This window comes from Nonomuraea cavernae (assembly GCF_040655715.1).
GTDB lineage: Bacteria > Actinomycetota > Actinomycetes > Streptosporangiales > Streptosporangiaceae > Nonomuraea > Nonomuraea cavernae_A.
The window spans coordinates 24,247-49,693 of the sequence record NZ_JBFAKL010000025.1; the positions used below are offsets into that span (position 1 = coordinate 24,247).

Annotated in this window: 23 protein-coding genes; 15 read left to right on the forward strand and 8 right to left on the reverse strand. The window is 69.6% G+C overall.

Annotation, left to right across the window (positions count from 1 at the left end; all coding sequences use genetic code 11):
• Positions 1–159: 159 nt before the first annotated feature.
• On the reverse strand, positions 160–525 hold the full coding sequence (locus AB0I38_RS30160) for a hypothetical protein (RefSeq protein ID WP_358485674.1): 366 nt from the start codon (positions 523–525) through the stop codon (positions 160–162).
• A gap of 180 nt (positions 526–705) precedes the next feature.
• Between AB0I38_RS30160 and AB0I38_RS30165 the strand changes: the two genes are divergently transcribed.
• Both AB0I38_RS30165 and AB0I38_RS30170 read left to right on the forward strand, forming a co-directional pair.
• Positions 706–1,542: an alpha/beta fold hydrolase gene (locus AB0I38_RS30165; RefSeq protein ID WP_358485680.1), complete on the forward strand. Its 837-nt coding sequence runs from the start codon at positions 706–708 to the stop codon at positions 1,540–1,542.
• The gene (locus AB0I38_RS30170) at positions 1,535–2,098 is read left to right on the forward strand and encodes a TetR/AcrR family transcriptional regulator (protein WP_358485692.1); all 564 of its coding nucleotides are present in this window, start codon (positions 1,535–1,537) and stop codon (positions 2,096–2,098) included. Before AB0I38_RS30165 ends, AB0I38_RS30170 begins: the two co-directional genes overlap by 8 nt.
• 127 nt (positions 2,099–2,225) lie before the next feature.
• On the opposite strand, the gene AB0I38_RS30175 is transcribed toward AB0I38_RS30170, so the two are convergent.
• Positions 2,226–3,644 (reverse strand): MFS transporter, encoded by a 1,419-nt coding sequence (locus AB0I38_RS30175; protein ID WP_358485700.1) that lies wholly within the window; start codon positions 3,642–3,644, stop codon positions 2,226–2,228.
• 102 nt (positions 3,645–3,746) lie between these two features.
• On the opposite strand from AB0I38_RS30175, the gene AB0I38_RS30180 reads away from it, so the two are divergent.
• The gene (locus AB0I38_RS30180) at positions 3,747–4,610 is read left to right on the forward strand and encodes a helix-turn-helix transcriptional regulator (protein ID WP_358485707.1); all 864 of its coding nucleotides are present in this window, start codon (positions 3,747–3,749) and stop codon (positions 4,608–4,610) included.
• On the opposite strand, the gene AB0I38_RS30185 is transcribed toward AB0I38_RS30180, so the two are convergent.
• Positions 4,611–5,807: an MFS transporter gene (locus tag AB0I38_RS30185; protein ID WP_358486458.1), complete on the reverse strand. Its 1,197-nt coding sequence runs from the start codon at positions 5,805–5,807 to the stop codon at positions 4,611–4,613.
• Between the two features lie 632 nt (positions 5,808–6,439).
• Here AB0I38_RS30185 and helR point away from each other — a divergent pair.
• On the forward strand, positions 6,440–8,587 hold the full coding sequence (gene helR / locus AB0I38_RS30190) for an RNA polymerase recycling motor ATPase HelR (protein WP_358485716.1): 2,148 nt from the start codon (positions 6,440–6,442) through the stop codon (positions 8,585–8,587).
• Positions 8,588–8,680: 93 nt separating this feature from the next.
• Here the strand turns inward: helR and AB0I38_RS30195 are convergent, their stop codons facing one another.
• Positions 8,681–9,010, reverse strand: coding sequence for a hypothetical protein (locus AB0I38_RS30195; RefSeq protein ID WP_358485721.1), 330 nt, complete (start codon positions 9,008–9,010; stop codon positions 8,681–8,683).
• Between the two features lie 271 nt (positions 9,011–9,281).
• Here AB0I38_RS30195 and AB0I38_RS30200 point away from each other — a divergent pair, with 271 nt between their 5' ends.
• Entirely contained in the window at positions 9,282–10,013 is a 732-nt protein-coding gene (locus AB0I38_RS30200) for a UTRA domain-containing protein (RefSeq protein WP_358485729.1), read from the forward strand.
• 45 nt (positions 10,014–10,058) lie between these two features.
• On the opposite strand, the gene AB0I38_RS30205 is transcribed toward AB0I38_RS30200, so the two are convergent.
• Positions 10,059–10,934, reverse strand: coding sequence for a hypothetical protein (locus AB0I38_RS30205; protein WP_358485735.1), 876 nt, complete (start codon positions 10,932–10,934; stop codon positions 10,059–10,061).
• A gap of 132 nt (positions 10,935–11,066) precedes the next feature.
• Here AB0I38_RS30205 and AB0I38_RS30210 point away from each other — a divergent pair, with 132 nt between their 5' ends.
• The 6 genes from AB0I38_RS30210 to AB0I38_RS30235 all read left to right on the forward strand — a co-directional run bounded on the left by AB0I38_RS30210 (position 11,067) and on the right by AB0I38_RS30235 (position 18,922).
• A complete protein-coding gene (locus AB0I38_RS30210) occupies positions 11,067–11,570 on the forward strand; it encodes a hypothetical protein (protein WP_358485741.1) in 504 nt (167 codons plus the stop codon).
• Positions 11,570–12,976 (forward strand): hypothetical protein, encoded by a 1,407-nt coding sequence (locus AB0I38_RS30215; protein ID WP_358485746.1) that lies wholly within the window; start codon positions 11,570–11,572, stop codon positions 12,974–12,976. The genes AB0I38_RS30210 and AB0I38_RS30215 overlap by 1 nt, the downstream gene beginning before the upstream one ends.
• Entirely contained in the window at positions 12,973–14,271 is a 1,299-nt protein-coding gene (locus tag AB0I38_RS30220) for a vWA domain-containing protein (protein ID WP_358485755.1), read from the forward strand. The genes AB0I38_RS30215 and AB0I38_RS30220 overlap by 4 nt, the downstream gene beginning before the upstream one ends.
• 13 nt (positions 14,272–14,284) lie before the next feature.
• Positions 14,285–15,397, forward strand: a complete 1,113-nt coding sequence (locus AB0I38_RS30225; RefSeq protein WP_358485762.1) for an ATP-binding protein — start codon at positions 14,285–14,287, stop codon at positions 15,395–15,397.
• Positions 15,394–18,177 (forward strand): DUF5682 family protein, encoded by a 2,784-nt coding sequence (locus tag AB0I38_RS30230; RefSeq protein WP_358485768.1) that lies wholly within the window; start codon positions 15,394–15,396, stop codon positions 18,175–18,177. Before AB0I38_RS30225 ends, AB0I38_RS30230 begins: the two co-directional genes overlap by 4 nt.
• Positions 18,178–18,358: 181 nt before the next feature.
• Entirely contained in the window at positions 18,359–18,922 is a 564-nt protein-coding gene (locus tag AB0I38_RS30235) for a GNAT family N-acetyltransferase (protein ID WP_358485777.1), read from the forward strand.
• Between the two features lie 340 nt (positions 18,923–19,262).
• On the opposite strand, the gene AB0I38_RS30240 is transcribed toward AB0I38_RS30235, so the two are convergent.
• From AB0I38_RS30240 to AB0I38_RS30250, 3 genes are all read right to left on the reverse strand, one after another.
• Positions 19,263–19,478: a sensor histidine kinase gene (locus AB0I38_RS30240; protein ID WP_358485787.1), complete on the reverse strand. Its 216-nt coding sequence runs from the start codon at positions 19,476–19,478 to the stop codon at positions 19,263–19,265.
• Positions 19,479–19,683: 205 nt separating this feature from the next.
• On the reverse strand, positions 19,684–20,163 hold the full coding sequence (locus AB0I38_RS30245; protein WP_358485794.1) for a hypothetical protein: 480 nt from the start codon (positions 20,161–20,163) through the stop codon (positions 19,684–19,686).
• A gap of 599 nt (positions 20,164–20,762) precedes the next feature.
• Positions 20,763–21,374 (reverse strand): DUF6461 domain-containing protein, encoded by a 612-nt coding sequence (locus AB0I38_RS30250; RefSeq protein WP_358485802.1) that lies wholly within the window; start codon positions 21,372–21,374, stop codon positions 20,763–20,765.
• Positions 21,375–21,570: 196 nt separating this feature from the next.
• Between AB0I38_RS30250 and AB0I38_RS30255 the strand changes: the two genes are divergently transcribed.
• From AB0I38_RS30255 to AB0I38_RS30270, 4 genes are all read left to right on the forward strand, one after another.
• Entirely contained in the window at positions 21,571–22,302 is a 732-nt protein-coding gene (locus AB0I38_RS30255; RefSeq protein ID WP_358485809.1) for a PIG-L deacetylase family protein, read from the forward strand.
• A 12-nt stretch (positions 22,303–22,314) separates the two neighbouring features.
• The gene (locus tag AB0I38_RS30260; protein WP_358485816.1) at positions 22,315–23,016 is read left to right on the forward strand and encodes a 4-carboxy-4-hydroxy-2-oxoadipate aldolase/oxaloacetate decarboxylase; all 702 of its coding nucleotides are present in this window, start codon (positions 22,315–22,317) and stop codon (positions 23,014–23,016) included.
• Between the two features lie 100 nt (positions 23,017–23,116).
• Complete coding sequence (locus AB0I38_RS30265; RefSeq protein WP_358485824.1) at positions 23,117–24,310, forward strand: 4-oxalomesaconate tautomerase; 1,194 nt, start codon at positions 23,117–23,119, stop codon at positions 24,308–24,310.
• 172 nt (positions 24,311–24,482) lie between these two features.
• Complete coding sequence (locus AB0I38_RS30270; protein ID WP_358485835.1) at positions 24,483–25,436, forward strand: VOC family protein; 954 nt, start codon at positions 24,483–24,485, stop codon at positions 25,434–25,436.
• Positions 25,437–25,447 lie beyond the last annotated feature (11 nt).

Genomic DNA, 25,447 nt, shown 5'->3' on the forward strand with positions numbered 1-25,447 from the left:
TCCGCGGCCGCCGCCCGGCCCTCCTCGGCCACGCTTCCCTTGACACCTCGGCTCGGTGTTTCCGCGCCGGCACAGCCGAGCAGGCCGCCCGTCGTCAACCGCGTCTGCGACCGGCACTTCACGTTCCCATGTGGGGCGCCGGCCGGTGTGGTGCGCCGGCTACCGCTTCCCGACGGTGTAGGTCAGGTGGGTCACCCGGGATGATGCGTCCGTAAGGTGATTCGCTCGGTCCCAATACAGCTGGCTGCCGGACTCGCCGGGCGGGATCTCTATCGGGGATCCGGTTGATCCGCCCGTGGCCAGATTGAGGAACCGGATGGAGTGGGTCTTGTGGCCGCTGCGATCAATATAGGCGGCCGTCGTTCCGTCCATATGGAGCGTGCCGCCCAGAGTGCCCTGTCCGACCCGTACCACCCCCCAGGTCTCGGTCGAATAGACCGTGGCGACCCCCTGCCCGCGGGTGAGCAGATACTTGTTGTCCGGGCTGAAACTCACCGGGATCTGCCCGGCAGGCAGCGTGTGCACTTCACCTTGCGGCAACTGTCGTCGGCGTGGCGGACGACACTCTTCCCTGCTGCCGCCGGAGGTCCCAGACCCACCGTCAGGACCGCCGCAACCGAAAACAGTCACCGATTCGTCGTTTGACAGGGTTGGCTAATGAGATTAGCTTTTAGCTAACGATGTTAGCCAGCCCTGGGAGATGTCATGACCGAGCACCTTGCCGTCGCCGGCGGCACGATCGCTTACGAGGTGGCGGGGTCCGGCCCGCTGATCGTCCTCGCGCACGGCATGGGCGACAGCCGAGCCGCGTACCGTGCTGTGATCCCGCCGCTGGTGGCGGCGGGCTATCGGGTCGCCGCGGTCGATCTGCGCGGCTGCGGCGAGTCCAGCGTCGGCTGGCCGGCCTGGAGCCGCACCGCCATCGCCGGTGACCTGCTCGCCCTGATCCGCCACCTGGGCGGCCCGGCGGTGCTCGTCGGCCACTCCATCTCCGGCGGCGCCGCCACCATCGCCGCGGCGCAGGAGCCCTCGCTGATCAGCGCGGTCGTCGAGCTGGCGCCGTTCACCCGCAAGCAGTCGATCCGCCTCGGCGACCTGCGGGTGAAGCGCTTCCGGCAGGGCATGCTGCGGCTGCTCGGCGCCGGCGTGTTCGGCAGCGTGCCACTCTGGCGCTCGTACCTCGACGTGGCCTACCCCGGCGTGAAGCCCGCCGGCTGGGCCGAACGGCTCGGCCGCATCGACTCCCGGCTGCGCGAGCCGGGCCGGATGAAGGCCATGCGGGGCATGGGCCGCAGCGCCCCGACGGACGCCGGCGCGCAGCTCGGCAACGTCCGCTGCCCGGTCCTGGTCGTGATGGGCACGCTCGACCCCGACTGGGCCGACCCGCACGCCGAGGGCTCGGCGATCGTTGACGCCCTGCCGTCCGGCCTCGGTCGCCTTGAGATGATCGAGGGCGCCGGGCACTATCCGCACGACCAGTTCCCCGACCAGGTGATTTCGCTCATGGTCGCCTTCCTCCGAACGGACGCCGCTCGTGCCTAGGGTCGGCCTGGACCCGGCGGCCGTGGTCGCGGCCGGTGCCGCCCTCGCAGATGAGGTGGGCCTCGCCAACCTGACGATGGGTTTGCTGGCCGAGCGGGTGGGCGTGCGTCCCCCGTCCCTGTACAAGCACGTGGGCGGCCAGGAAGACCTCAACCGGCGCATCGCGGCCTTGGCGTTGAGCGAGGCCGCCGACGCCGTCGGCGGCGCGGTCCAGGGGTACGCGGGCCGCGACGCCCTGGCTGCCGCGGCGCGCGCCTTCCGCGCCTTCGTCCTGGAGCACCCCGGCCGATACGCCGCGACGATCGGCGTGGAACCGTCCGGCCCGGACGATCCGGTGGCCATCGCGGGGCAGCGGCTGCTCGGCGCGTTCATGGCGGTCCTGCGCGGTTACGAGATCGCGGAGTCCGACACCGACCACGCCCTGCGCATGCTCCGCAGCCTCTGCCACGGCTTCGCCACGTTGCAGGCGGCTAACGGCTTCCAGTGGAGCGCCGACGTCGACGAGAGCTTTGAGTGGCTGATCGCGTTCGCCGACCGGGGCCTGCGCGCTGGTTGAGCGCATCGAGATCAGAGCGACGCTCAAGCATCGGTGACGCAGGACGCCTTGAAGGACCACCGTCCCTTCTCGGTCGACGCAAGGCCCGTCAACCTTGGGAACATTCAGGACGACGGGCATCGTGTCCTCAGCGCTTCGGCGTGGCGGGGAGGCGCAGGAAGGTCGCCACCAGGAGAGCTGTGACGATCGCGAGGGCGGCGTTGACGCCGATCGCGAACCGCAGCCCGGGAAGAAGGGACGAAGCGACCTGGCTCATGGCGAGAGCGGACATGACCGGCGTGCCGAGGGTGATGCCGACCTGCTGGCTCATGGTGACCAGTCCGGTCGCGAGCCCTTGCTGCTCGCTCGGGACGCCGGCGGTGGCGGTGACGACGTAACCGACGATCGCGACGAGGTTCGCGACCCCGCCGACAAAGGTGACGACGAGCAGTGCGATGAGCCATCCGCGGTCGTCTCCGACGAAGGCGAGCGGGATCGTCGCGGCTGCTTGAACGACGAAGCCGACGATGATCGCGGTCTTCGATCCGGTTCTGCCGATGACCTTCGGGGCGAGGAGCCCGCCGACGACGGTTCCCGTGCCGAGGACGGCGAGGATGAGGCCCGCACCCACGGCGCTGTGACCGAGGATCTCCTGGAGGTAGAGGGTCAGCAGGAACACGAGCGAGGTTTCGGTCGCGAAGGCGAGGAGTCCCGCGATGTTGCCCCACGCGACGTTGCTGCGCCGCAGCAGCGCGGGGGCGACGAGCGGTTCGGACACCCGGGACTCGACGGCCCAGAAGATCGCGAAGAACACGACGGCGGCGATGATCGGCCCCCATGAGGCGGGGCTGCGCCAGCCCGCCTCGCCGGCGGTGGCGATGCCGTAGACCAGGGCGACGAGGCCGGACGTGACGGTGATCGCGCCGGGAAGATCGAGGCGGGGACGCCTCTCGGCCGGCTTCTCGGCCAGGACGAACGGGGCGGTGAGGAGCACGGCGATGGCGACGGCGACGTTGATGAGGAACGCCCATCGCCAGCTCACCCCGCCGGTGAGGACGCCGCCGAGCACCGCGCCGATGGTGAAACCGGCGGCCATGAGGGCGCCGTTGAGACCGAGGGCACGCGAGCGTGCCGGACCTTCACCGAACATCGTGGTCAGCAGCGACAGGGCGGCGGGGGTGACCATCGCGGTGGCGATGCCCTGGCCGACGCGAGCCGCGAGCAGGAGGACGGGCTCTTGGGCCAGGCCACCGGCGAGGGAGGAAACGCCGAGCAGCACGATGCCGAGGAGGAAGAGTCGTTTGCGGCCGAACAGGTCCGCGACGCGACCGAAGAGCAGAGTGAACCCGGCGGCGCAGAGCGCGAACGACGTGACGATCCATTGCAGATCACCGGTGGCGAAACCGAGGTCGCGGCCGATGTGCGGCAGCGCGACGTTGAGGATGGAGAAGTCCACCGCGAGCGTGAAGTTCGCCGTGAGGAGCACGGCCAGCACGACCCGCTGGCGCGAGGACAACCGCTCGGGGACAGCGGACGATGGTGAAGGAGACGTTTCGATGTCCAGCATGTGATCCACACTCGGCCGCCCCGCCGTACGCAGCCAGAACCCCCGGTTGCCTACCACTGAGGAGGACAGGCTCCGGCCGTCGCGATCGGCGAGAATGGCGGGATGGCAGTACAGCCCGCGCACCAGGACCGGCCGGTGACCGAGCTCGGCGAGTTCCTCCGCTCACGCCGCGATCGGCTCACCCCCGAAGACGCCGGTGTGCGCAGCTACGGCCGCCGCCGGGTGCCCGGTCTGCGGCGCGAAGAGCTCGCGCAGCTCGCCGGGGTGTCGGTGACCTATCTGACCCGCCTGGAGCAGGGGCAGTCGCAGAACGCCTCCGACGCGGTCATCGACGCTCTGGCCCGGGCCCTGCGTCTGGACGCGGATGAGCGGGCGCACCTGTTCGCGCTCGCTCACCCGGCTCCGGTCAAACGCCCTCGCCCGCCGAAGCCGGAGAGCGCCAAGCCCGGCGCCGAGCAGCTTCTGCACGCGATGGGTGATGTCCCCGCTGTGCTGCTGGGCCGGTTCAACGACGTCCTCGCCTGGAACCGGGCCGGGCACCTCCTGCTGGCCGGACACCTCGACTTCACCGCCCCCGCGAGGCCGGTGGATCGGCCGAACCAGCTCCGCATGCTGTTCCTCGATCCACACACCCGCGACCTCTACCTCGATTGGGCGGCCGAGGCGGCGCTCGCGGTGGCCTCACTGCGCTACGTCGCGGCTCAGTTCGCCGGCGACCGGCGCCTGGCCGAACTAGTCGGAGAGCTCAGCCTGAACAGCCCGGAGTTCGCCTCGTTGTGGGCCGGTCACGCCGTGAAGCTGTGCACGAGTGGTTCGAAACGGTTCCGCCATCCCGAGATCGGCGCCCTCACGCTTGACTACGAGGTGCTGCATCTGCCCGAAGGCAACGGTCAGCGCATCCTGACCCACGCCGCCAAGCCTGGCAGCACCTCGTACGCGGCCCTGCGGTTGCTGACCTCCCTGTGATCAGCCGTGCACATCCCCTGGCCGGTGCGGCCGGGTACGGGTGAGCACGATGAGGGTGAGGCCGATCCCGGTGAGGACCGCGCCGGTGACGCCGGGGCTGCGCAGGCCGTAGCCCAGGTCGATGGCGGCTCCGGCGAGAACGACCCCTAGGGTGTTGCCTAGGTTGAACGCGGCGATGTTCGCCGCCGACGCGAGCGTCGCCGCGCCTTGGGCGTGACGGAGGACGCGCGCCTGGAGTCCGGGCACGGTGGCGAACCCGACCGCGCCGAGCAGCATCAGCAGGATCGCGCTGGGAAGCGGCATCGACGCGACGGCCCGCAGCGTCAGGATCACGATGGGCAGCGCGATCGCGAGAACGAGAACAGCGTTGTCGGCGTTCTTGTCGGCTGCGCGGCCGCCGAGGATGTTCCCCGCGAACAGGCCGAGGCCGAACAGGACGAGCAGCCACGGGATGGCGGACGCCGGGTAGCCGGTGACCTCGCGCAGGAGCGGCTCGACATAGGTGAAGACACCGAACATGCCGCCGAAGACGAGCGCGGTCGTGAGCAGAGACGCGAGCACCTGCGGCCTCGCGAGAGCGCGGAACTGCCGGCCGAGAGGTAGTTGATCCGGCTCTGGCTCTGTCCGGGGCACCAGCGCCGCCAGACCGAGCAGCGCGATGACGCCGATCGCGCTGATGATCCAGAACGCCATCCGCCAGCCCACCTGCTGCCCCACGAACGCGCCCGCCGGCACACCGAGCACATTGGCGACGGTGAGACCGGCGAACAACGCCGCGACGGCCGATGCCTGCTTCGAAGGCGAGACCAGCGACCCGGCGAGGACGGCCCCGATTCCGAAGAACCCACCATGAGCGAGGGCGGCGATGATCCGCCCGGCGAACATCACCGTGAAGTCAGGGGACCACGCGGAGAGGACGTTGCCGATGATGAAGAACGCCAGCAGCAGTACGAGCGCGTACTTGGGCGGCCGTCTCATCAGTAACGGGGTGAGGACGAGCGCGCCGGGAACCACGGCGAGCGCGTAGGCGCCGACGAGGTGGCCCGCTTCGCTGATCGTCACCCCCAGGTCCGTGGACACCTCGGTGAGCAAACCTGCGATGACGAATTCGGTGAGTCCGATACCGAACCCCCCGAGACTGAGCGCCAAAAGCGCGGGTCCGGCTTTCTGGGAGCCGCCCGTACCAGTGGCCCGCACGGTCCTGATCGCTGTTGGACCGGGGGTGTCGAACGTCATTGGGCCTCGCCGTCGTTCTCGGGTCGATCATCGGGCCACACGGGTATCTGTGGCCGATGCTGGACTTCGAGACTGGAACGAGAGTGCGACGGCAGCCATCTCCCTGATCTGCCTACCATTGCCAGGGATACTTTCGTTCGCCCTGATGCCCTGGCGCGGCCAACGCAGCCCACGTTGCCGATCAGGCGGACGCGACGAACGTCACCAACCGGTGCCGACAAGGCGACGGTCGCCGGCCTGCGACCGGGTGACGACGCCGGCCAGGCCTTGGGCGAGGTGTCCGGCTACAGCGGACTATGGAGGAAAAGGGGGACTACTCACCCCTTTCCACTCTCAACGTATAGCGCACCGGGGGGCTTGCGGCAAGACCCGGGTCGTGCCGCAGAATCGTGGGCCGAGGCCAGAACCTGCGGAAACGGGGGACACGAAGTGCGGGTGTTGTTGTCGACGTATGGGTCGTGGGGGGACATCGAACCGCTGGCGGGACTCGCGGCGCGGTCGGTCGAGAAAGGCCGCGGGCCCGCGTGAACCACGCTGGATCGTCGAGCCAGGATCCCAATGATCGCAAGCGCCCTCACACTGGAGCTACTGACGTGACCCCGCTGACCACCAGCGCGTTTGACCTTCCCGACCATCTTTTCCCCAAGGCCGATCCGAAGCTGATCGCCGGTGATGAGCGGCACTTCGCGGCCATCGCGGAGAGCCTTGAGCGGTCGATCGCCGATCTGTCGGACCGCCTCGACGCCGAGCGCAAGGCGCCCGGTGGCATCGGCCGGGCGGTGCTGGACCGGGACCTGGAGATCCACCGGCTGACCGCTCGCCTGCGTGCCCTGCGTCGCTTCGGTCTGGACCTGTGCCTCGGGCACATGGTCGGCGCGGACGACCCCGAGCCCGTGTACGTCGGACGACTCGGCCTCACGGACAGCGCGGGTCGCCGGCTGCTGCTCGACTGGCGCTCACCCGCGGCTGAGCCGTTCTTCGGAGCCACCCACGCCAACCCGATGGGGCTGGCGAGCCGCCGCCGGTATCGCTGGACCCGCGGCCGGATCAGCGATTACTGGGACGAGGTGTTCACCTCTGACGGGTTCGAAGGGCACGCCGCGCTCGACGACCAGTCGGCCTTCATCGCCAGCCTGGGCGGCAACCGGTCGGCGCGGATGCGAGACGTGCTCGGCACCATCCAGGCCGACCAGGACGCCATCATCCGCGCGGGATCGCGCGGCGCTCTCGTCGTCGACGGCGGTCCGGGCACGGGCAAGACCGTCGTCGCTCTGCACCGCTCCGCCTACCTCCTCTACGCGGACCCTCGCCTCGGTCACCACCGGGGCGGCGTGCTGTTCGTCGGTCCGCACCAGCCCTACCTGGCCTATGTCGCCGACGTCCTGCCCAGCCTCGGAGAGGAGGGCGTACAGACCTGCACCCTGCGGGACCTCGTCGCCGAAGGAGCCGCGGCGGCGATCGAGGCCGACCCGGGCGTGGCCCTGCTGAAGTCGTCGGCGGACCTGGTGAAGGCGATCGAGCCGGCCGTCAGGTTCTACGAGAACCCGCCCACCGAGGGGATGACGGTCACGACCCCCTGGTCCGACATCTGGCTGAGCGCCGACGATTGGGCCGAGGCGTTCGACGCACCGGATCCCGGCACCCCGCACAACGAGGCGCGCGACCAGATCTGGGAGGAGCTGCTCACGATCCTGGCCGACAAGCACGAGGAAGAGATCTCGGTCGAGCTGCTCCGCAGGTCGCTGCTGCGGGACAGGGAGCTGCTCGCGACCTTCAACCGCGCGTGGCCGCTACTCGAAGCGACTGACCTCGTCGGAGACCTGTGGTCGGTGCCCGCCTACCTGCGGCTGTGCGCTCCCTGGCTCAGCCCCGGCGACGTCCGGAAGCTGCAGCGCGCTGACGCCCAGGCCTGGACGGTGTCCGACCTGCCGCTCCTGGACGCGGCACGGCAGCGGCTCGGCGACCCGGAGGTGTCACGACGCAAGCGCCGGCAGGAAACCGCTCTCGCCGCCCAGCGCGAGCGCATGGCCCAAGTCGTCGACACCCTGATCGAGGCCGATGACGACGGCGAAGGCCTCGTGACACAGCTGCGCCGAGCGGACCTCCAGCGGAATCTGGTCGACGAGTCCGAGCTGCCCACCCTCGAACCGGACCTGCTCGCCGGCCCGTTCGCGCACATCGTCGTGGACGAGGCTCAGGAACTGACAGACGCGGAGTGGCAGATGCTCCTGCTCCGGTGCCCGTCGCGGAGCTTCACCATCGTCGGGGATCGTGCCCAGGCCCGGCACGGGTTCACGGAGTCGTGGCAGGAACGGCTCAAGCGGATCGGCCTCGACCGGGTCGACCTGGCCTCCCTGAGCGTCAACTACCGGACGCCGGAGGAGATCATGGCGGAAGCCGAGCCGGTCATCCGGGCCGTGCTGCCGGACGCCAACGTGCCGACCTCCATCCGCAGCGGCGGCATCCCCGTCGTGCACGGATCCGCTTCGGAGCTGAGCTCGATCCTCGACACCTGGCTCGCCGCGCATGCCGACGGGATCGCCTGCGTCATCGGCGATCCCACGTTCCGGACGACGTCCCGCGTCCGGTCGCTGACCCCGGAGCTGGCGAAGGGGCTCGAGTTCGACCTGGTCGTCCTCATCGACCCGGAGGCGTTCGGCGATGGCATCGAAGGAGCGGTCGACCGCTATGTCGCGATGACCCGGGCGACCCGGCAACTCGTCATCCTCACGAGCTCCTGACGCCGGGCTCAACGGCAGGGACGCGAGCCCCAGCACCCGCGCTGAGGCTCCTTCAACAGGATCTCGCCTCCGCGGGCCCGGCAAGGCGAGATCTCAGATCGTCTCCGTAAGGGGACACTGGTTCCGGAGATCGACATAACGGAAGGCGATCCGGCGCGCAGCTCGTGACGGCTCAATGGCTGGGTGGCGAGCGTAGAGCACGCGCTTGCGGCGGTCGTCCCAGCCCGCCCGCCACCAGTGCCACTCGCCGTCGCACCACACCACCAGTCCCACCCAGACGGACACCAGGGCAAGGCCGTGGCCGCTGTGTACGTCAGCATGTATGCCGTGGTCGGTCTCAAGGGCCTGGCGCAGGAGATCTGCGGACAGTACGGCCTGCGTCTTCTTGCCGTTCCTGGGTACGGCGATAATCTGGTTCTGCATCGTTGACGCCCAAAGCTCTCGATGCTTCGGACCCCCGTCTGCGGGCGGTGTTACAGCACTGTTTGTCCCGTAGGCGGGGGTCTGCTGTAGGCCCCGATTTAGGGGGGCTAAAGTCGAGAGTATGGCCCTGATCGAGCCCTCGCAATAGGAGGGCTGAAGTGCGGCGAATGTCGGTCGCTGAGGAGGCAACGCCCGGATGGACTTGAAGACGCTGAGGGAAGTCGCGCAGGTCAGCGATCCCGTGGAACGAGCCCGTATCCTCAGTCGACTCATGACCGAGGAACAGGGACTGGTGACCGAGGCGGCCAAGATGCGGCGGCAGGCCATCGCCGAGGCACGGGAATCCGGCATGAGCCTGGAGGAGATCGCCGGGCGGCTTGGCGTCTCGCCAGGACGCATCTCACAGATGCGGAAGGGGCCGACCGCTCGCGCTCCGGAAGGCCCTGCCTCACCGGCTCCTCGGGTGCTGGTGCACCGGGCGCTGCCCACCGAACCCGCCGTACGAGGTTCCAAGTCCCTCTTCCTGGCGGAGGCGGAACGGCAGGGACTCAAGGCCGGTCGGCGGATGCTCTACGTCGGGCTGGAGCCCGCGAACGATCATGTCGCGGCCTGCCTGCGGGTGGAGCCTGGAACGGACATCGTGGCCCGGCGCAAGGTGATGACGGCCAACGACGTGCCGGTGCGCATGGCGACGAGCTACTTCCGCGCCGACCTGTTCGGTGACACCAGACTTGCCGAGCCGGAGTTCGTGCAGCCGTCGCTACAGTCCGCGTTGATCGCTCTGGGCTACGCGTTCGGCCATGCGGAGGAGCACCTGACCGCCCGGACACCGACCGCCTTCGAGCGCGAGACGTTGGAGCTCGAGCCTGGCGAATGGATCGTTCAGGTGCTCCGGGCCGGCTACTCCACCGAGGACACGCCCGTCCACGTTCTGGAGACGATCTGCGCCGCGAACCGGCATATCTTCTCCATCGGTCAGGTCTCCGGTTACGACGAGTTCTGAGATTTCGCATGTTGCGGCGCAGCCTCGGGTGGGAGGCGCCTCGGGTCAGGCCCTGGCCGCGGGGGCCGAGGGCGGCTCAGCGCTGTTGGTGTGAAGGACGAGGCCGCCATCGTTTGCGGGACGGAACCCCAGTCCATGGAGTTCGGGAACGTCGATCGCGGTGACCACGCGCAGGGCGCCGGTCTCGGCCGCCTCGCAGACCGCGTGACGCACCAGCGCATGGCGTACCTCCGATGGGACGCCGGGCTGGACGTGCGCAAGGTCGAGACGGGCGGTGGTGTGCTGCTCGTCCTCCCAGGACGTGGCCGCCTGACCGACGAAGGGTTCCCCGCGGGCGTTGTCGACGTAGGCCTGCAGCCAGCAGGCAAGGCTGCCTTCGACGATCAGCTTTCTGGGAATGGTCACATCCATCCCCGCCTCGGCCAGCCAGAAGCCGGCATCGGAGGCAAGCGGGGGGACCAGTGCCGACGGCGATCTCGGAAGGGGATGGCCCTCCTCCCGGTCATCTCCTGAGAGGGCGAGCATGCCGTCGTCGAGTGGAACCGAACCGATGAAGAACCCGGCGGGGCAGAGGTCTGGGGCATCGTGGGTGTCCAACACGACGTTCCCGTCCCGGATCGTCCGGCGGCTTCGACGCACCAGCCCGGTCGCGAGTTCCTCGGCGAGGCGACCCGCGACGTCCGCGGCCCATTCGTCCGCCGAGGCCACCGGCAGGCCGGTCCACGGACTCTCCGGCACCGTCGGGAACGCGACCTCGATGGCGTAGGTGTTGGGATCTCGCCGCCAGCGGAAGATCACCAACATGCTGTCGGGCTCCGCGATGACGTCGACGCCGGAGTAGCCGTCCGTCACAGCGCCCGTACGCAGCAAGCAGGTCCTGACCGCTCCGAGGATCTCTTCACGGGACCAGTCGATCGGCACAGGTCCAGACTCCCACACCCTTCCTCCCATCGGATCGAGCCCGTCAGCTGAAGATCGCGGATCGCCTCCCTTTGTCGGTGGGCTCCGCTACATTTCCGGTTCGTTGATCAAGAGGCCTGGAGGTCAAAGATCGTGAACGCGGACCCAACCGCGTGGGAGCGGCGCAGCGTCACCCTCGTGGTGCCGCCCGTCCAGCCGCGCAAGCTGGCGAAGGTGCCCTTCGTCGAGCTGGCCGACGGGCGGCTGCAGGGCGTCGTGTCGAGCGGGTCGGACATCGGGCGGGTGTACGTGTCCTTCATCGCCGCCGGAACCCACGGCTTCAGTTGCAGCACCAACAACAACCGGCCGTGCGGCGGCCTCTACAGCTCGCCCTGCAAGCACCTGCACGCGCTGGCCGCCGAGGCCATCGTGCAGTACGGCGCCGGGCGGGTCGCTCGCTACCTGCGCGTCGACGGCGCCGACACCGTCGAATCCGGTCACGACCTGATCGGCCGCCTGAACGGCGGGCCCGAGCAGGGGTCGGCGGCCGTGGTGTTCAGCCGGTTCCTTCGCCACCTGAGCTACCTGGAGCTGCCGGCCACCTCGGCGCCCGTCGCCGAGCTGCACTGGTTCCCATCGACGGGGGCGGTGCGCTGATGATCGAGGTGCAACTCGGCGCGCTGAACGCCGACCTGCCACCGGGTGTCGAGGAGGCCCTCGACCTGGTCGCGGCCTTCGACGACGCGCTCGCGGGCGGCCTGGGACGGCTCAGCGAGCAGGGCGCGCGGGCGGTCACCTGCCTGGCGGCGGCCGTGGCGGCGAGCCCGCTCGGCGACCGGGCCGTCGAGGCGGCGGAGAAGGTCGCCACCGGGTCCGTCGCGGGCGAGCATCTGACGATCCTGGCCGGGGCGCGCGCCGCGCTGCTCGGCGCGGTCGCCGACGCCCTGCTGGCCCGCCTCGACGAGGCCCTTGGACGGTCCCGGGCCCCGTGGCGGGAAGCCGCCGCGGGCGCGGCCGCCGCCGTGCCGGAGAACCTGCTCGCCGGGGCTCGGGCATGGCTGCACGAGCTGGCCATCACCGGATGGCGCGGCGTCGGGCACGACCTCGTCGCCGCCTCCGACCAGGCCGTCGAGACCATGCTCGCGGAGCCCGCGCTGCGCAGGCCCGCCGTGCTGCTCGACGGGCTGGCCGCCGAGCTGCGCGCCTCCAGCCCGGTGTCCACGATGGAGAAGCTGCCCGCCCGCCGCTGGGCCGACCTGTGGACCCGCGCCCTGATGCTCACCCAGCCGGGCCGGCTCGGCGCCGGCGACCAGGGCGTCCCGGTGTCCGGACGACTGCTCATCCTCGGGGCCGACGTGCACGAGCACGCCACCGTCGTCCAGGTCCAGGTGCACGGCCTGCTGGAGCCGAAGGAGGGCGGCGAGCCCCGGCTGGTGCGCACCGCGATCTCCGCCACCAAGGTCGACACCATCGTCGGCCCGGCCGTGTGGGGAGTGCTGGGGGACTACCCGGTGCTGCTCGGCGCGCTGGCCAGGCACCTCTCGCTCGACCTCACCGACATGCCGCTGCTGGCCGGTGGCGACCTGCTGTGGGACGAGGGCAAGGCGGTGACGGGCGCGCTCGCCGCGCCGTTCGCGACCGCCCGCGTCCAGCTCGCCGGCGCGCTCGCCCCCGCCGGACCGCCGCTCGACCGGCACCCGGTGGCCATCGCCGAGCCCGTGCTCGTCGAGGGCTACAAGGCGGCCAAGGTCGACGGCGGCATCGAGTTCCGGCTCGACGGCCAGGCCATCACGGTCGCCGCCGACCGGCTGCCCGGCTGCGGCCCGCTCACGCCCCAGCTGCTGGCCACCTCCACGGCCTGCCTCGGCCTGCTGCGCTGGGACGGCCGCTGGCTGCTGCAGCCGCTCGCCGTCCAGTCGACGGTCAAGCGCCAGCCGGTCGCCGCGCACAACGGCGACTGGGCGCTCGGCCCCACCGACCCGAAGGTGGTCAAGTCCCTGGCCAGGTCGGGCGACGCGGTGGCCGTACTCCGCGAACGAGCAGGACGGTTGCTGCGGAAATGACCGATACCCGCGCCGAGGAGAACCGGCGCCAGGTGCTGCTCTGGCGGCTGCTGGCCCGCGTGTTCGACACCGAGGAGCAGCCGGGGCTCGAGGCGGCCAGCGTGGCCGTCGTCGACGCGCTCGGGCTGCCACCCGCCCTGCTCGACCCGTCGGTGTCCGTCGACACGCTGGTGCAGCGCTTTCCCGAGCTGGCGGCGGAGTTCCGCGACCTGATGGTGCCCGGCGACGACGAGCAGCCGCGCGATCGGGCCCGCACCGCCGCCCTGGCCTCCAAGCTGCTGCTCAACCTGTTCGCCACCGGCACCGGCGACGTCACCGCCACCCGGCTGGCCGCCTGGCAGCAGGACGCCGGCTGGTTCGAGCAGGCACTCGGCTGCGAGCCGGGCGGGCTGCGCGCCCAGCCGGGCCAGAACGGGCTCGGCGGCCTGCTCGCCGGGCTCGAAGGCGACCTGGTCAAGCGCATGCGGCTGCGCGAGGTGCTCGCCGACCCCGCGCTGTCGCGGCAGCTCACGCCCAGCATGTCGCTCATCGAGCAGTTGCTGCTCGACAAGGACAACCTGTCGGGCGTCGCGCTGGCCAACGCCAAGGCGTTGATCCGCCGCTACGTCGACGAGGTCGCGCAGGTGCTGCGTACCCAGGTGCAGCAGACCAGCGCCGGCACCATCGATCGGTCGGTGCCGCCCAAGCGGGTCTTCCGCAACCTCGACATCGAGCGCACGATCTGGAAGAACCTCACCAACTGGAGCCCCGAGGACGAGCGGCTCTACGTGGACCGGCTCTTCTACCGGCACACCGCCAAGCGCACCGTCCCGGCCCGCATGATCGTGGTCGTCGACCAGTCGGGCTCGATGGTGGACGCGATGGTCAACTGCACCATCCTGGCCTCCATCTTCGCCGGGCTGCCCAAGGTCGACGTGCACCTGATCGCCTACGACACCCGGGCGCTCGACCTGACCCCGTGGGTGCACGACCCGTTCGAGGTGCTGCTGCGCACCCGGCTCGGCGGCGGCACCGACGGCATGGTCGCGATGAGCCTGGCCCGCCCCAAGATCATGGACCCGCGCAACACCGCGCTGGTGTGGATCTCCGACTTCTACGACAACCAGGCGGTGCAGACCGAGTTCGAGTCGCTGCACCGCTCGGGCGTGAAGCTGATCCCCGTCGGGTCCGTCAACAGCTCGGGTCACCAGAGCGTGGACCCCTGGTTCAAGCAGAAGCTGAAGGACCTGGGCACGCCGGTGATCTCCGGCCACATCCGCAAACTCGTGTTCGAGCTCAAGAACTTCCTCAACTAGGAGAATCCCCGCAATGACCGAGATGCTGCGTGCCCCCGCCGAGGCCAAGTACGCCGAGGAGCTCGACTGGCTGGAGTCGATCGACGACGGCCCCAAGCCGTTCTCCTGGCGGCTCAGCCCTCGCATGGTCCGCCTGTTCGTGCTCGGCTCCGAGCGCTCCGACGGCCTGGACCGGGAGATCCCGCAGAAGTGGTTCGGCGACCGGAGCTTCGTCGAGCGCGCCATCGTCACGCTGGCCTCGGACCGGGGCCTGCTGCTGATCGGCGACCCCGGCACCGGCAAGAGCTGGCTCGCCGAGCTGCTCGCCGCCGCCATCTCCCGCAACTCCACCCTGGTCGTCCAGGGCACCGCGGGCACCACCGAGGACCACATCAAGTACTCATGGAACGTCTCCATGGTGATCGCCAAGGGGCAGTCGCGCGACTCGATGATCCCCTCGCCCATCATGACGGCGATGGAACAGGGCGTGATCGGCCGCTTCGAGGAGTTGACCCGCTCCACCAGCGACGTGCAGGACGCACTCATCTCCATCCTGTCGGAGAAGTACGTGTCCATCCCCGAGCTCGACGACGACAACATCGTCTTCGCCCAGCCCGGGTTCTCCATCATCGCCACCGCCAACAGCCGTGACCGGGGCGTCAACGACCTGTCGTCGGCGCTCAAGCGGCGCTTCAACTTCGTCCGCATCCCCGTCGTGACGAACAAGAAGAGCGAGGCGGAGATCGTCCGCTTCCGCACCGTCGAGCTGCTCCGCCGGCACAACATCGACCTGGAGCTGCCGCCCACGCTGCTCGACATCCTGCTGCAGAGCTTCGCCGACCTGCGCGCCGCCGCCGCGTCGGCCCAGAGCGACGACGGCAAGCTGGAGTCCGCGCTGTCCACGGCCGAGCAGATCGGCGTGCTGGAGGACGCGATCCTGCACAGCAACTTCTTCGGCGACCGCACGCTCAAGGCCGAGACGCTGGCCGGTTCGCTGGTCGGCTCGCTGGCCCGGCGCACCCCTGAGGACCTGGCCATCCTCAACAAGTACTGGCACGGGGTCGTCGAGCCGCGCAGCAAGAAGGACGGCGGCGAGTGGCAGGGCTTCCTCGAAGGCGGTCGTCAGGCGATCGCCACGCTGTCATGAGCACCTTCGGCGCTCTCCGCCGGCAGTTGGACGACGCCGCCGAGACCTTCGCCGGCTCGCCCGGCGCCCTGTCCGAGATCCTCACGGGCATGGTCGACGACGTCGACCGGGCGCTGGGCGAGCGGCTGGAGATCTTCCCGGTGTGCCACCACTCGCCGGCCTCGGCCGTGGCCATGGCCAGGCGGCTGCGCGACAAGCAGCCGCAGGTCATCTACCTGGAGATGTGCGAGGATCTGCGGCCGCTCCTCGACGAGCTGCGCACCTGCAAGCTGCCGGTGGCGCTGCAGGCGTTCGCCACCGAGCTCGACGGTTTCCCCGAAAGCTGGGGGCCGCTCAGCGTCGTCGCGCCCATCACCGAGGCGTCCGCCGAATACCAGGCCATCGCCTACGCGCTCGACACCCCCGGCGTCGAGCTGGTGCTGGTGGACCGCTCCTCCGACCACGTCTTCCAGTGGCACCCGCGGGAGGAGCCCGGCAAACCCGCCGAGGAGGCCGCCCTGCACGGTGACGCGGTCGGCGTCGAGATCGGCGACCTGCGGCCCCGCTTCGCCGAGCTCGAAGAGCACCTGCTGCACCACGGCAAGGTCCGCCACTGGTCGGAGTGGTGGGACCAGTACGTCGAACAGCCGCTCTCCGGAGCCGACTACGACACCTACCGCCAGGTCATGGTGCTGATCGGCGGCCTGTTCCGGCGGCTGCGTCCGCACGACGCCGCCAAGCTGGACCGCGACGAGGACCGCGAGCGCCACATGTGGACCCGCATGCGCGAGCACCTGGCCGCGACCGGCGCCGACCCCGAGCGCTGCCTGTACGTGTGCGGAGCCTTCCACGCGGCCAGCCGAGTCGAGGAGTTCGGCCTGGACGCGGCGCGCACGGACTTCGACATCTCTCCGCGCACCGCCACGAAGTGGCTGTACGGCCTCATCCCGTCCAGCCACTCGGCCATCGAGGCACAGTTCGGGCTGGCCCCCGGATCGGTGTCGATCGCCGCCGCCACCTACGACAAGGCCGTCACCCGGGGCGGCGTCAAGCCGTACGCGCTCAAGGGGCAGCAGAAGGGCAAGCGGCCCGGCACGAAGCCGCCCGCCGCGCCGGTGGTGGTGGCCGACCAGCTGTCCGAGTTCCTGTCCAAGCCGCCGGAGCGCGACCCGCTCGACGAGGCCGAGCTGCTCGGCTGGTGTGTCGACATCGTGCGGCTGGCCCGGCGCAACGGCTACCTGTCCAGCACGGCCGACGCCATCGCCGTGTACGAGACGTCCATCCTGCTCGCCGGGATGCGCGGCCGGGCCAGGCCGACGCCGTACGACTTCCAGGACGCGGCGGTCACCTGCATCGAGAAGGACACCGTGCCCGGCCGCCGGGACGTGCGGCGGCTGTGCGAGATCCTGCTCGGCGGCGACCGGATCGGCGAGGTCGGCTACCAGTCGATGCCGCCGCTGGCCCAGGACGTGTTCGAGCGGCTCGCGCCACTCGGCTACGACATGAGGAAGCGGGCCGTGCACCGGGTGCTGCTCGACCTGAACGCCGACCCGGAGCTGGAGCCGTGCTCGCACCTGCTGTGGGTGCTGCGGCGGCTGATGCCCGAGCACGCCGTACGGCCCATCATGGGCAGCCGGCGGCTGGGCGAGCGGTCCGTCCAGGAGAGCTGGGACGTCGCGCTCGGCCACCACCAGCGGGCGCTCATCGAGCTCGGCTACGAGGGCGTCACCGTCGAGCAGGTGCTGGAGCAGCGGCTGCGGCGCGGCGTGTGGGAGCCGAAGGCGACCGCCGCCGACGCGCTCCAGGCGGTCGAGGAGGCCATCCTGTTCCTGGGCGGCCGGCGCTTCACCGACGAACTCGGGGCGCGGGCCGTGGAACTGCTCGCCGCCGAGCGGAGCGTGGACGACGCGCCCGACGTGCTGCGGCGGGTCCGGCGGCTGCTGGCCCACTACCGGGCCACCGAGCCGGCGCTGCCCGAGTGGTGCGAGCGGTTCGTCACCACCGGTTACGCGCAGTACTGCACGCTGCTGCCCACCGCGTTCGTGGCCGAGGACGTCGGGGTGCGGCAGGTGGCGGCCATGCTCGGCTTCCTGTCGTCCATGGAGAGCCTGGCGCTGTCGCTCGGCTGCGACCGGGCGCAGCTCGAACTGGCCGTGCGGCAGTCGCATCCGGAGACGCCGGGCAAGATCGCGCTGCTGTGGGCGGCGCAGTTCCAGCTCGGCGTGCTGACGATCGGCGAGCTGCGGGAGCGGTGCGCCGAGCTGCTGGCCAACCCGCTGGTGGTGCCGTCGTTCCCGCAGTACCTGAGCGGGTTCGTGCAGGCGCTGGAGGCGGCTCCGGTGTTGACGCCGTTCGTGGTGGAGGTGATCTCCGGGGCGTTCGCGCGGCTGCCGGACGGGGTGCTGCTGCCGTGGCTGCCGACGCTCATCCAGACACTGCGTGAGGAGGCTCCGGAGCTGGTCCCGGTGCTGATCAGGGAGGCCGGCCGTACCTTCCCGGCCACCCTTTCGGCCGTGGACACCTGGGTGCCGCCGTGGTCGGGCCCGTCCGGGCCGGGCGGGGCGGAGGGTATGGCTGCCACGGGTGCCGGTGCTGCCGGTGGGCCGGTCGCGGAGCTCCTCGCCGCCCACCCTGCCGCCACGGACGCTCTGGCTGCGCTCCTCGGCTGCGAGGGTGCCTGGAAGTCCCTCACCCCAGCGGGCACCACTCCCGGCCACGACGCGTCCGGTGGGTCGCCGGAGGTGGCCGCCCTGGTGGCGCGGCATCCCGCCGCGGTGGACGCCGTCGCCGCCTTGCTGTAAGGCGGCACCAGCGTCTCCGGCGGGCCGGCGTGGACGAGCTGGCCCGGAGGTGAGATCCCTCCGGGCCACCCGGCGTCAGGGAAACGGCGGGGAGTGACGGGAAACCGGTCAGTGCGGGGCGTCCGTGCCACCATCGACCTCGCCGTCAGGCCCATACGTGGCTATGGCACCCTCTAAGCCTATGCACTTCAGGACAGGCACAACGGATGACGCCGAACTTATCGCAGCGCTGCACACCGAGAGCTGGCAGACTGCCTACGCCGGAATCATGCCTGCCACCTACCTCAACGGACCGCTGCAGGAAGCGCGCAGGGCCATCTGGACCACGCGACTCTCGTGGTCCACGCTTGAGTTCGTAGAAGAGAACTCCGTCTTGCTGGTCGTAGCGGTAGAGGGCATCGAGCTTCAGGGATTCGTCTATCTGTTCCTGCAGCCCGACGGCCGGGTTCTGCTGGAAAACCTGCACGTGCTCCCCACACGCAAACGCTCGGGCATCGGTCGTCAGCTCATGCGTCACGCCTTCACCTGGGCAGCCGCCCATCATTTCGGTAAGGCCATCTACCTCGAGGTGCTCCGTGATAACGCGCCGGCCATCGGCTTCTACGAGCGAAGCGGCGGCCAGGTCACACGAGAGTTCGTGGAACGCTTCCCGGCAGGCTTTGAACTACCCGTAGTCGAGTACACCTGGGACCCAGACGCCGTCCAAGCCTTGGCGCACACGGGCGTCACACCTCTCGCGCCATAGACTGAGCACCCCTCATAGCGCACGAACTGCTCATCGGCGAACAACTCGCCCAGCTCATTTCCGCACCCGAACTGGCAACGACATCTCCCGCCGCCCCCGATACATCACCCGGATCGCCTCAGCCACAGAGGCGATGGCTCCGGCCACGGACACGGCTGCACAGACACCGAAACACCTCAAACGCAGCCGGGATAAGGGGGAACGACCGCCCCTTATGATTCACCTGAACCCCAACCAGATCACGGACCACACCACGCGCGCCGCGAGTTAGCCAGCAGGGTCGATCAGGAAGGGCGATCTTCTCCGGCTCGCCTAAGCCTGTCGAGGATCTCGAAGTTATTCAGCCCATGCCGTGCTCCGCCGTGCTCGCATCGTTCTTCCCGTCGTCCTCGATCCGCAACACGATCATCTCAGGCTCGTACTCGATGGTCAGCACGATGGAGGCGGGTCCCGCGTGCCGCAGCGCGTTCGTGATCGCCTCCTGGGCGATGCGATAGGCGGCTCGATCGACTTCGGGTGGCAGATCCCCGCGGGTGCCGAGCACGACGGCCCGCACGCTCAGCCCAGCCGCCTCGGCTCACTCCGTCAGCAGCGGGAGGCGGGCCAGTCCGGCCTCCCGCTCGTCGACGTCGGCCCGCCGGAGCACGCCGAGCGTCGCGCGGAGCTCCCACGTCGCCCGTGTCCGGACTCCTTGACGGCGAGCAAGGCCTGGTGCCTTCCCAGGCAAACGAACGCCGGCGGCTGCCGACAAGCCAACCCTGCTATGGCCTTGGCAACCAGAATTGCAGCTTAAAAAGATCGGCTCCGTATATATTGCTAGGAAATTCCGGATCCGTTTCATTCTTTGGGGTTTTTGCACAAATGCGCACCAACCAGTTCGCGCCCTGTCGACCAAGATCGAACGGGATGTAGTAGTCAGGCTCGTCTCCCGCATAACTCACTGCGACGATCCGCCCTGAGGCGAGGAAAAGCTCTCCCTCCCATGATCTGCCCCAGGAAGAGTCCATGGGGAGTGGCGGCCCGTCCCAGAGTTCGTAACGGACGTATGTTCTTTTTCCTTGCTCGACACTGAGTGTCACGCCATTGGGCCCGACGTCAATCCATGAGTTCGGGCCTGGACGCCCAGTATCCCAAATCGTAGCGTCGCTTGCGAAATCTCCTTCCTCCACTCCCGCATCCGCGACTCCAAAGAAGTCGGAAATTCCTTGGCGCTCGGAAAATTCGCTGATCAGTTCAGTCATATCGCTAGGCTCTTCCTGAAAGTGCATGATACGAAAACAGATCACCCGGGCCGGAGTTCCGGTCCGGGTGATTGAGCACCTTGACCGGCGACTCAGGTGTAGGGGCAGGACTTGGTGTGGGGGTGGGCGAGGACGGGTCGCTGACGGCGGATCGATTCCTTCGACTAGTTCCTCGTCTGTGATCTGTTCAGGAGAGCAGGCGTCCATCAATGAGAGCTCAGTCGAGCTGTTGGCAGCCTTAGCCTTCTCCAGGATTTCCTCGGTGGTATCGCCAAGCCCTTTAGGAATTGCCGTTTCGCCCGGATACATGTTCCCTGCATCGGCCCACGCCTTGTCCTCTTCGTAGAAGCCGGGGGAACTTCCTGGCCAGCGGGATGCTGATCGGGATGCGGGAGCGCGCCGTGACCGCTGGAGATGGCCGACGACATCACCGTGGTCGGCGAGGCTGGCGACGGTGGTGAGGCCGTCGAGCTGTGCCGTACGGCTCGTCGCCGGGGCCCATGGTCAGGCCGGCGAGAAACCCGATACGCCCTAATTGCTTTTGGGCCCTGCGCGAGGCTTGGCGAGAGAGGCGCCGCTCCTGTGCGCGTCAGGACAGATCAGTCCTCAAGAGGTTCGGCGCCGAGGAATCGCAGCTCCAGCATCGCTGGGGAGAAGGGGAAACCGGTGATCCTGCTCGCCAGGGCGAACGAACGCTCCATCGGGAAGTCGATGGCCGCCGAGTCGTCGTCGAGGTCGTATTCGGGGTCGAGGCCGACCTCGCGCATCTCTGTGACGAAGCGGTCCGGGGCGCTGCCCGACCGTGCGTCCGGCAGCGTCGGGTCGAACCAGACGACCGGTTTGCCGTCGACGATGTAGGCGAAGGTGTCCGAGGCGTAGTCGTGACGGCAGACCGACACGACCTCGGTCCCCTGCGAGACCCGGGCCATGATCTCGGGGTCGACGGCCATCTGCCATCCGCCCGGTTCGATGGCCAGGGTCCAGTCACCGACCTTCGCGGCGCCGATATGGCCGGCCGCGTCGTCCCTCATGCTCTCCACGGAGAGCTCGGCCACCTCGTCGGACGTGACCTCCGCCATGGTGCTCTCGTCCACGCCGAACCGGCGGAGGACCTCCTCTGGGGAGAGCTCCCGGACGAAGGACACGCAGTAGATCTCACCCAGTGCCTCGTGCTCGGAGAGCCAGGAGAATTCTTCGGGGGTCTCTGTCATCACCACTCCTTTGATCAAGTGAGCGGCATGATCGCAGGAGTCACCGACAGAACGGTTGTGGCGAGAGGATGGTTGGGAATATTGTTGACAATCTCGTAGATAATCACGTTGGCGACCCTAGGCCACTGCTGGGGCCGAGTTGTTCCCATGGGGACGATCCGGCTGTGTCGTCGCCCCCATAGGAGAAGGATCGGGTATGCGGACCAAGGGACCCCTGCTGGTCATCACCGCTCACCCAGGAGACTTCGTGTGGCGCGCCGGCGGGGCCATCGCGCTGGCGACCCAGAGCGGGCAGCGCGCGGTGATCGCGTGTCTCAGTTTCGGCGAGCGGGGCGAGTCCGCCGGCCTGTGGCGCAAGGGCCACACCTTGGACGAGGTCAAGGCCGTGCGGCGCGAGGAGGGCGAGAAGGCGGCCACCGCGCTGGGCGGCGAGGTGGTCTTCTTCGACGCCGGTGACTACCCGTTGGTCGAGACGCCGGAGCTGACCCGGTCGCTGGTCGAGTTGTATCGGAGTCTGCAGCCGTCCGTCGTGCTGACGCACGCGCCGAGCGACCCGTACAACATCGACCATCCCGTCGCCGGTGAGATCGCCCGCAGGACGCGCATCCTCGCCCAGGCCGCGGGCGTGCCGGGTGACGGCGAGGTGATCGGCGCGCCTCCGGTGTTCTGTTTCGAGCCGCACCAGCCGGAGGTATGCGACTTCAAGCCCGACGTGCTGCTGGACATCACGCCGGTGTGGGAGCGGAAGCTCGCGGCGATGCGCAGTCTCGCCGCGCAGGGCCACCTGGTGGACTACTACACCGACCTGGGCCGCCGTCGCGGGGTGCAGGCCAAGCGCAACAGCGGGCCGAACCTGGGGCTGCCCGTGGACACGTTCGCCGAGGCCTACCAGCGGGTCTACCCGCAGGTCACCTCCGAGCTGGCCTAGGAGGGGCTTGGCATGGCAGGGCACTATGTCGTACGGAACGTGACGCGGCCCGATCCCGAGGTGGTCAGGGGACTACGCGATGCCGGGGTGGCCACGGTGCACGAGGCGGCGGGGCGCACGGGGCTCGTGGCCCCGGCCGTCAGCCCCTGGCAGGACGGCGCGGTGATCGCGGGACCCGCGATCACGGTGTCGAGCCACCCCGGCGACAACCTGATGATCCACGCGGCGGTGGAGATGTGCCAGGAGGGCGACGTGCTCGTGGTGACGACGACGTCCCCCTCCACCGACGGCATGTTCGGCGACCTGCTCGCCGCGTCGCTGCGGGCCAGGGGAGTGGTGGGCCTCGTGACGGACGCCGGGGTGCGCGACATCGCCGCCCTGCGCGCGATGGGGTTCCCCGTCTGGGCGCGCGCCGTGTCGGCGCAGGGCACCGTCAAGGCCAGCCCCGGCTCCGTCAACGTCCCGGTGGTCTGCGGCGGCCAGGTGGTACGTCCCGGCGACGTCGTGGTCGCCGACGACGACGGGGTCATGTGCGTGCCGGCCCGGTCGGCCGAGGACGTACTGGACCGGTCACGGGCCCGGATCGCCGCCGAGGAGGACAAGCGGGCGGCGCTGAGCTCCGGAGTGCTCGGCCTCGACATGTACGGCCTGCGCGAGGTGCTCGCCCGGCTGGGCGTCACCTATGTGGACGACCTGCCCGAGGAAGGCTCGTGAAGCGGCGCGTCGCCCTGCTCCGGCTCGGTGAGGCCGGCTACCCGGTGTCCCGGCGGCTTGGAGTCCGCGGCTTCGACCTCGCACGGACGGGACGCCCGGTGTGAACACCGTCGAAGAGATCGAGGACGCGGGGATCCGGTGCGCGCTGATGCGCGGCGGCACCTCCAAGGGGGCCTACTTCCTGGCCGAGGACCTGCCCACCGAGGAGGACCGGCGCGACGACCTGCTGCTGCGGCTGATGGGCTCGCCCGACGCCCGGCAGATCGACGGCATCGGCGGCGGCCATCCGCTGACGAGCAAGGTCGCCGTGGTGTCGCGCTCGGCGGACCCGGAGGCCGACGTCGACTACCTGTTCCTGCAGGTGCAGGTCACCGAGGCCGGGGTCTCGGCGCGGCAGACCTGCGGCAACATCCTGGCCGGCGTCGCGCCGTTCGCCATCGAGCGAGGGCTGGTGCCGCCGGCAGGTGACACCACCCGGGTACGTATCCGCATCGTCAACGGCGGCGGCGTGGCGACCGCCACCGTGGACACGCGTGACGGGCGGGTGAGGTACGCGGGCGGCACGCTCATCTCGGGAGTGCCGTTCCCGGCCGCGCCGGTGACCCTCGACTTCGCCGGTACGGAGGGCGCCACCTGCGGCAGCCTGCTGCCCACCGGGTCGGTCCGCGACGAGATCGCCGGTGTGGAGACGACCTGCGTCGACAACGGCATGCCCGTGGTGCTGATCGCCGCCCGGGCGCTCGGCGTGACGGGCTACGAGTCTCCCGCCGAGTTGGAGGGCGACGAGACGCTCAAGGCGAAGGTCGAGGAGATCCGGCTGCGGGCCGGTGAGCTCATGGGGCTGGGCGACGTACGCGCGACCACCGTGCCCAAGATGACCCTGGTGGCCGCGCCCCGCGACGGGGGCACGCTCTCGACCCGGACCTTCATCCCGCACCGGGTGCACACCTCCATCGGTGTGCTGGGGGCGGTCTCCGTCGCCACCGCCGTCCTCATCGAGGGCTCGGTCGCCTCCGAGGTCGTCGCCGAGGTCGCCTCCAAGGGGGCCTCCGAGGTCGCGTCCAAGAGGGCCTCCGAGGGAGCCCGCGAGGCGGCCGGTGGGGCCGGGAGCGATGGCGGTGCGGCCGTGACCACGGCACCGGGGGACACCCTGCGGATCGAGCATCCGACCGGCTTCTTCGACACCGCGATCGAGGTGTCGGGCAGCGGGGCGGACCTGCGCGTCCGCCGTTCGGGAGTGGTGCGCACCGCGCGGAAACTCTTCGACGGCCGGGTCTGGCCGCGCGAGCGCTGAGTCCCAGCCGTCCACCCGAAGTGCCGTCCTCCCGAAGTGCCGTCCTCCCGAAGTGCCGTCCGAATGCCGTTCATCCGAAATGCCGTCCACCTGAAGTTTTGAGAACCCAGGCGCCGCGAGCCGCCTCGTCATGGCGCCACCAGAGCAGAGCAGCAGATCAAGAGGAGATCCGATGCGGCCAGAAGCGTTCCGCGACATCGCCCACGTGGGCTCGGTCGAGCTTTTCACCTCGGTGCCGGAGGAGACGCGTGACTTCTTCGTCGACCTGATGGCGATGAAGGAGGTCCACCGGGAAGGCGACTCGATCTACGTGCACTCGTGGGACGACTACGAGCGGTACACCGTGAAGATCACCGGCCGGGACCGGGCCGGAGTGGGCCGGACCTTCCTGCGTGCGGCGAGCCCGGAGGCGCTGCGGCGCCGGGTCGCGGCCATCGAGGAGGCCGGGCTCGGCACGGGATGGAGTGACGCGGAGTTCGGGCTCGGGCCGGTCTACCTCTTCACCGACCCCGACGGCCACGAGATGGGCCTTTACTACGAGACGGAGAGGTACGTCGCGACCGAGGAGCACCGGCCGTCGCTGAAGAACCAGGCCTCGGCCTTCCCCGGCAGAGGGGCCAACGTCCGGCGTCTCGACCACGTGAACTTCCTCGCCTCGGACGTGCCGGCCGCCTCCGCCTTCATGTCCGGCACGCTGGGCGCCCGGGCCACCGAGCAGATCGTCACCGACGAGGGCGAGACGGCCGCCATCTGGTACTCGGTCTCCGACAAGTCCTACGACCTCGTCTACACCTCCGACTGGCTCGGCGCGCGAGGACGGCTGCACCACGTGGCGTTCGCGACAGACACCCGCGAGGACATCCTGCGGGCAGCCGACGTGTTCCTCGAGGCGGGCGTCCACATCGAGACCGGCCCCCACAAGCACGCCATCCAGCAGACGTTCTTCCTCTATGTCTGGGAGCCCGGCGGCAACCGCATCGAGCTGTGCAACGCCGGCGCCCGGCTGATCCTGGCCCCCGACTGGGAGGTCATCACGTGGACGCAGGCGGAGCGCGCCAAGGGCCAGGCCTGGGGGCTGAAGACCATCGAGTCGTTCCACACGCACGGAACCCCGGTGATCGACTGACGCCCACGCGC

What these genes read in the sequence shown, in the direction of transcription:
- AB0I38_RS30165 (WP_358485680.1), top strand. Translation starts at nt 706, where the DNA reads ATGACCGAGCACCTTGCCGTCGCCGGCGGCACGATCGCTTACGAGGTG.
- AB0I38_RS30175 (WP_358485700.1), bottom strand. Translation starts at nt 3,644, where the DNA reads ATGCTGGACATCGAAACGTCTCCTTCACCATCGTCCGCTGTCCCCGAG.
- AB0I38_RS30180 (WP_358485707.1), top strand. Translation starts at nt 3,747, where the DNA reads ATGGCAGTACAGCCCGCGCACCAGGACCGGCCGGTGACCGAGCTCGGC.
- AB0I38_RS30195 (WP_358485721.1), bottom strand. Translation starts at nt 9,010, where the DNA reads ATGCAGAACCAGATTATCGCCGTACCCAGGAACGGCAAGAAGACGCAG.
- AB0I38_RS30200 (WP_358485729.1), top strand. Translation starts at nt 9,282, where the DNA reads ATGACCGAGGAACAGGGACTGGTGACCGAGGCGGCCAAGATGCGGCGG.
- AB0I38_RS30215 (WP_358485746.1), top strand. Translation starts at nt 11,570, where the DNA reads ATGATCGAGGTGCAACTCGGCGCGCTGAACGCCGACCTGCCACCGGGT.
- AB0I38_RS30220 (WP_358485755.1), top strand. Translation starts at nt 12,973, where the DNA reads ATGACCGATACCCGCGCCGAGGAGAACCGGCGCCAGGTGCTGCTCTGG.
- AB0I38_RS30225 (WP_358485762.1), top strand. Translation starts at nt 14,285, where the DNA reads ATGACCGAGATGCTGCGTGCCCCCGCCGAGGCCAAGTACGCCGAGGAG.
- AB0I38_RS30230 (WP_358485768.1), top strand. Translation starts at nt 15,394, where the DNA reads ATGAGCACCTTCGGCGCTCTCCGCCGGCAGTTGGACGACGCCGCCGAG.
- AB0I38_RS30235 (WP_358485777.1), top strand. Translation starts at nt 18,359, where the DNA reads ATGCACTTCAGGACAGGCACAACGGATGACGCCGAACTTATCGCAGCG.
- AB0I38_RS30245 (WP_358485794.1), bottom strand. Translation starts at nt 20,163, where the DNA reads ATGACTGAACTGATCAGCGAATTTTCCGAGCGCCAAGGAATTTCCGAC.
- AB0I38_RS30250 (WP_358485802.1), bottom strand. Translation starts at nt 21,374, where the DNA reads ATGACAGAGACCCCCGAAGAATTCTCCTGGCTCTCCGAGCACGAGGCA.
- AB0I38_RS30255 (WP_358485809.1), top strand. Translation starts at nt 21,571, where the DNA reads ATGCGGACCAAGGGACCCCTGCTGGTCATCACCGCTCACCCAGGAGAC.
- AB0I38_RS30260 (WP_358485816.1), top strand. Translation starts at nt 22,315, where the DNA reads ATGGCAGGGCACTATGTCGTACGGAACGTGACGCGGCCCGATCCCGAG.
- AB0I38_RS30270 (WP_358485835.1), top strand. Translation starts at nt 24,483, where the DNA reads ATGCGGCCAGAAGCGTTCCGCGACATCGCCCACGTGGGCTCGGTCGAG.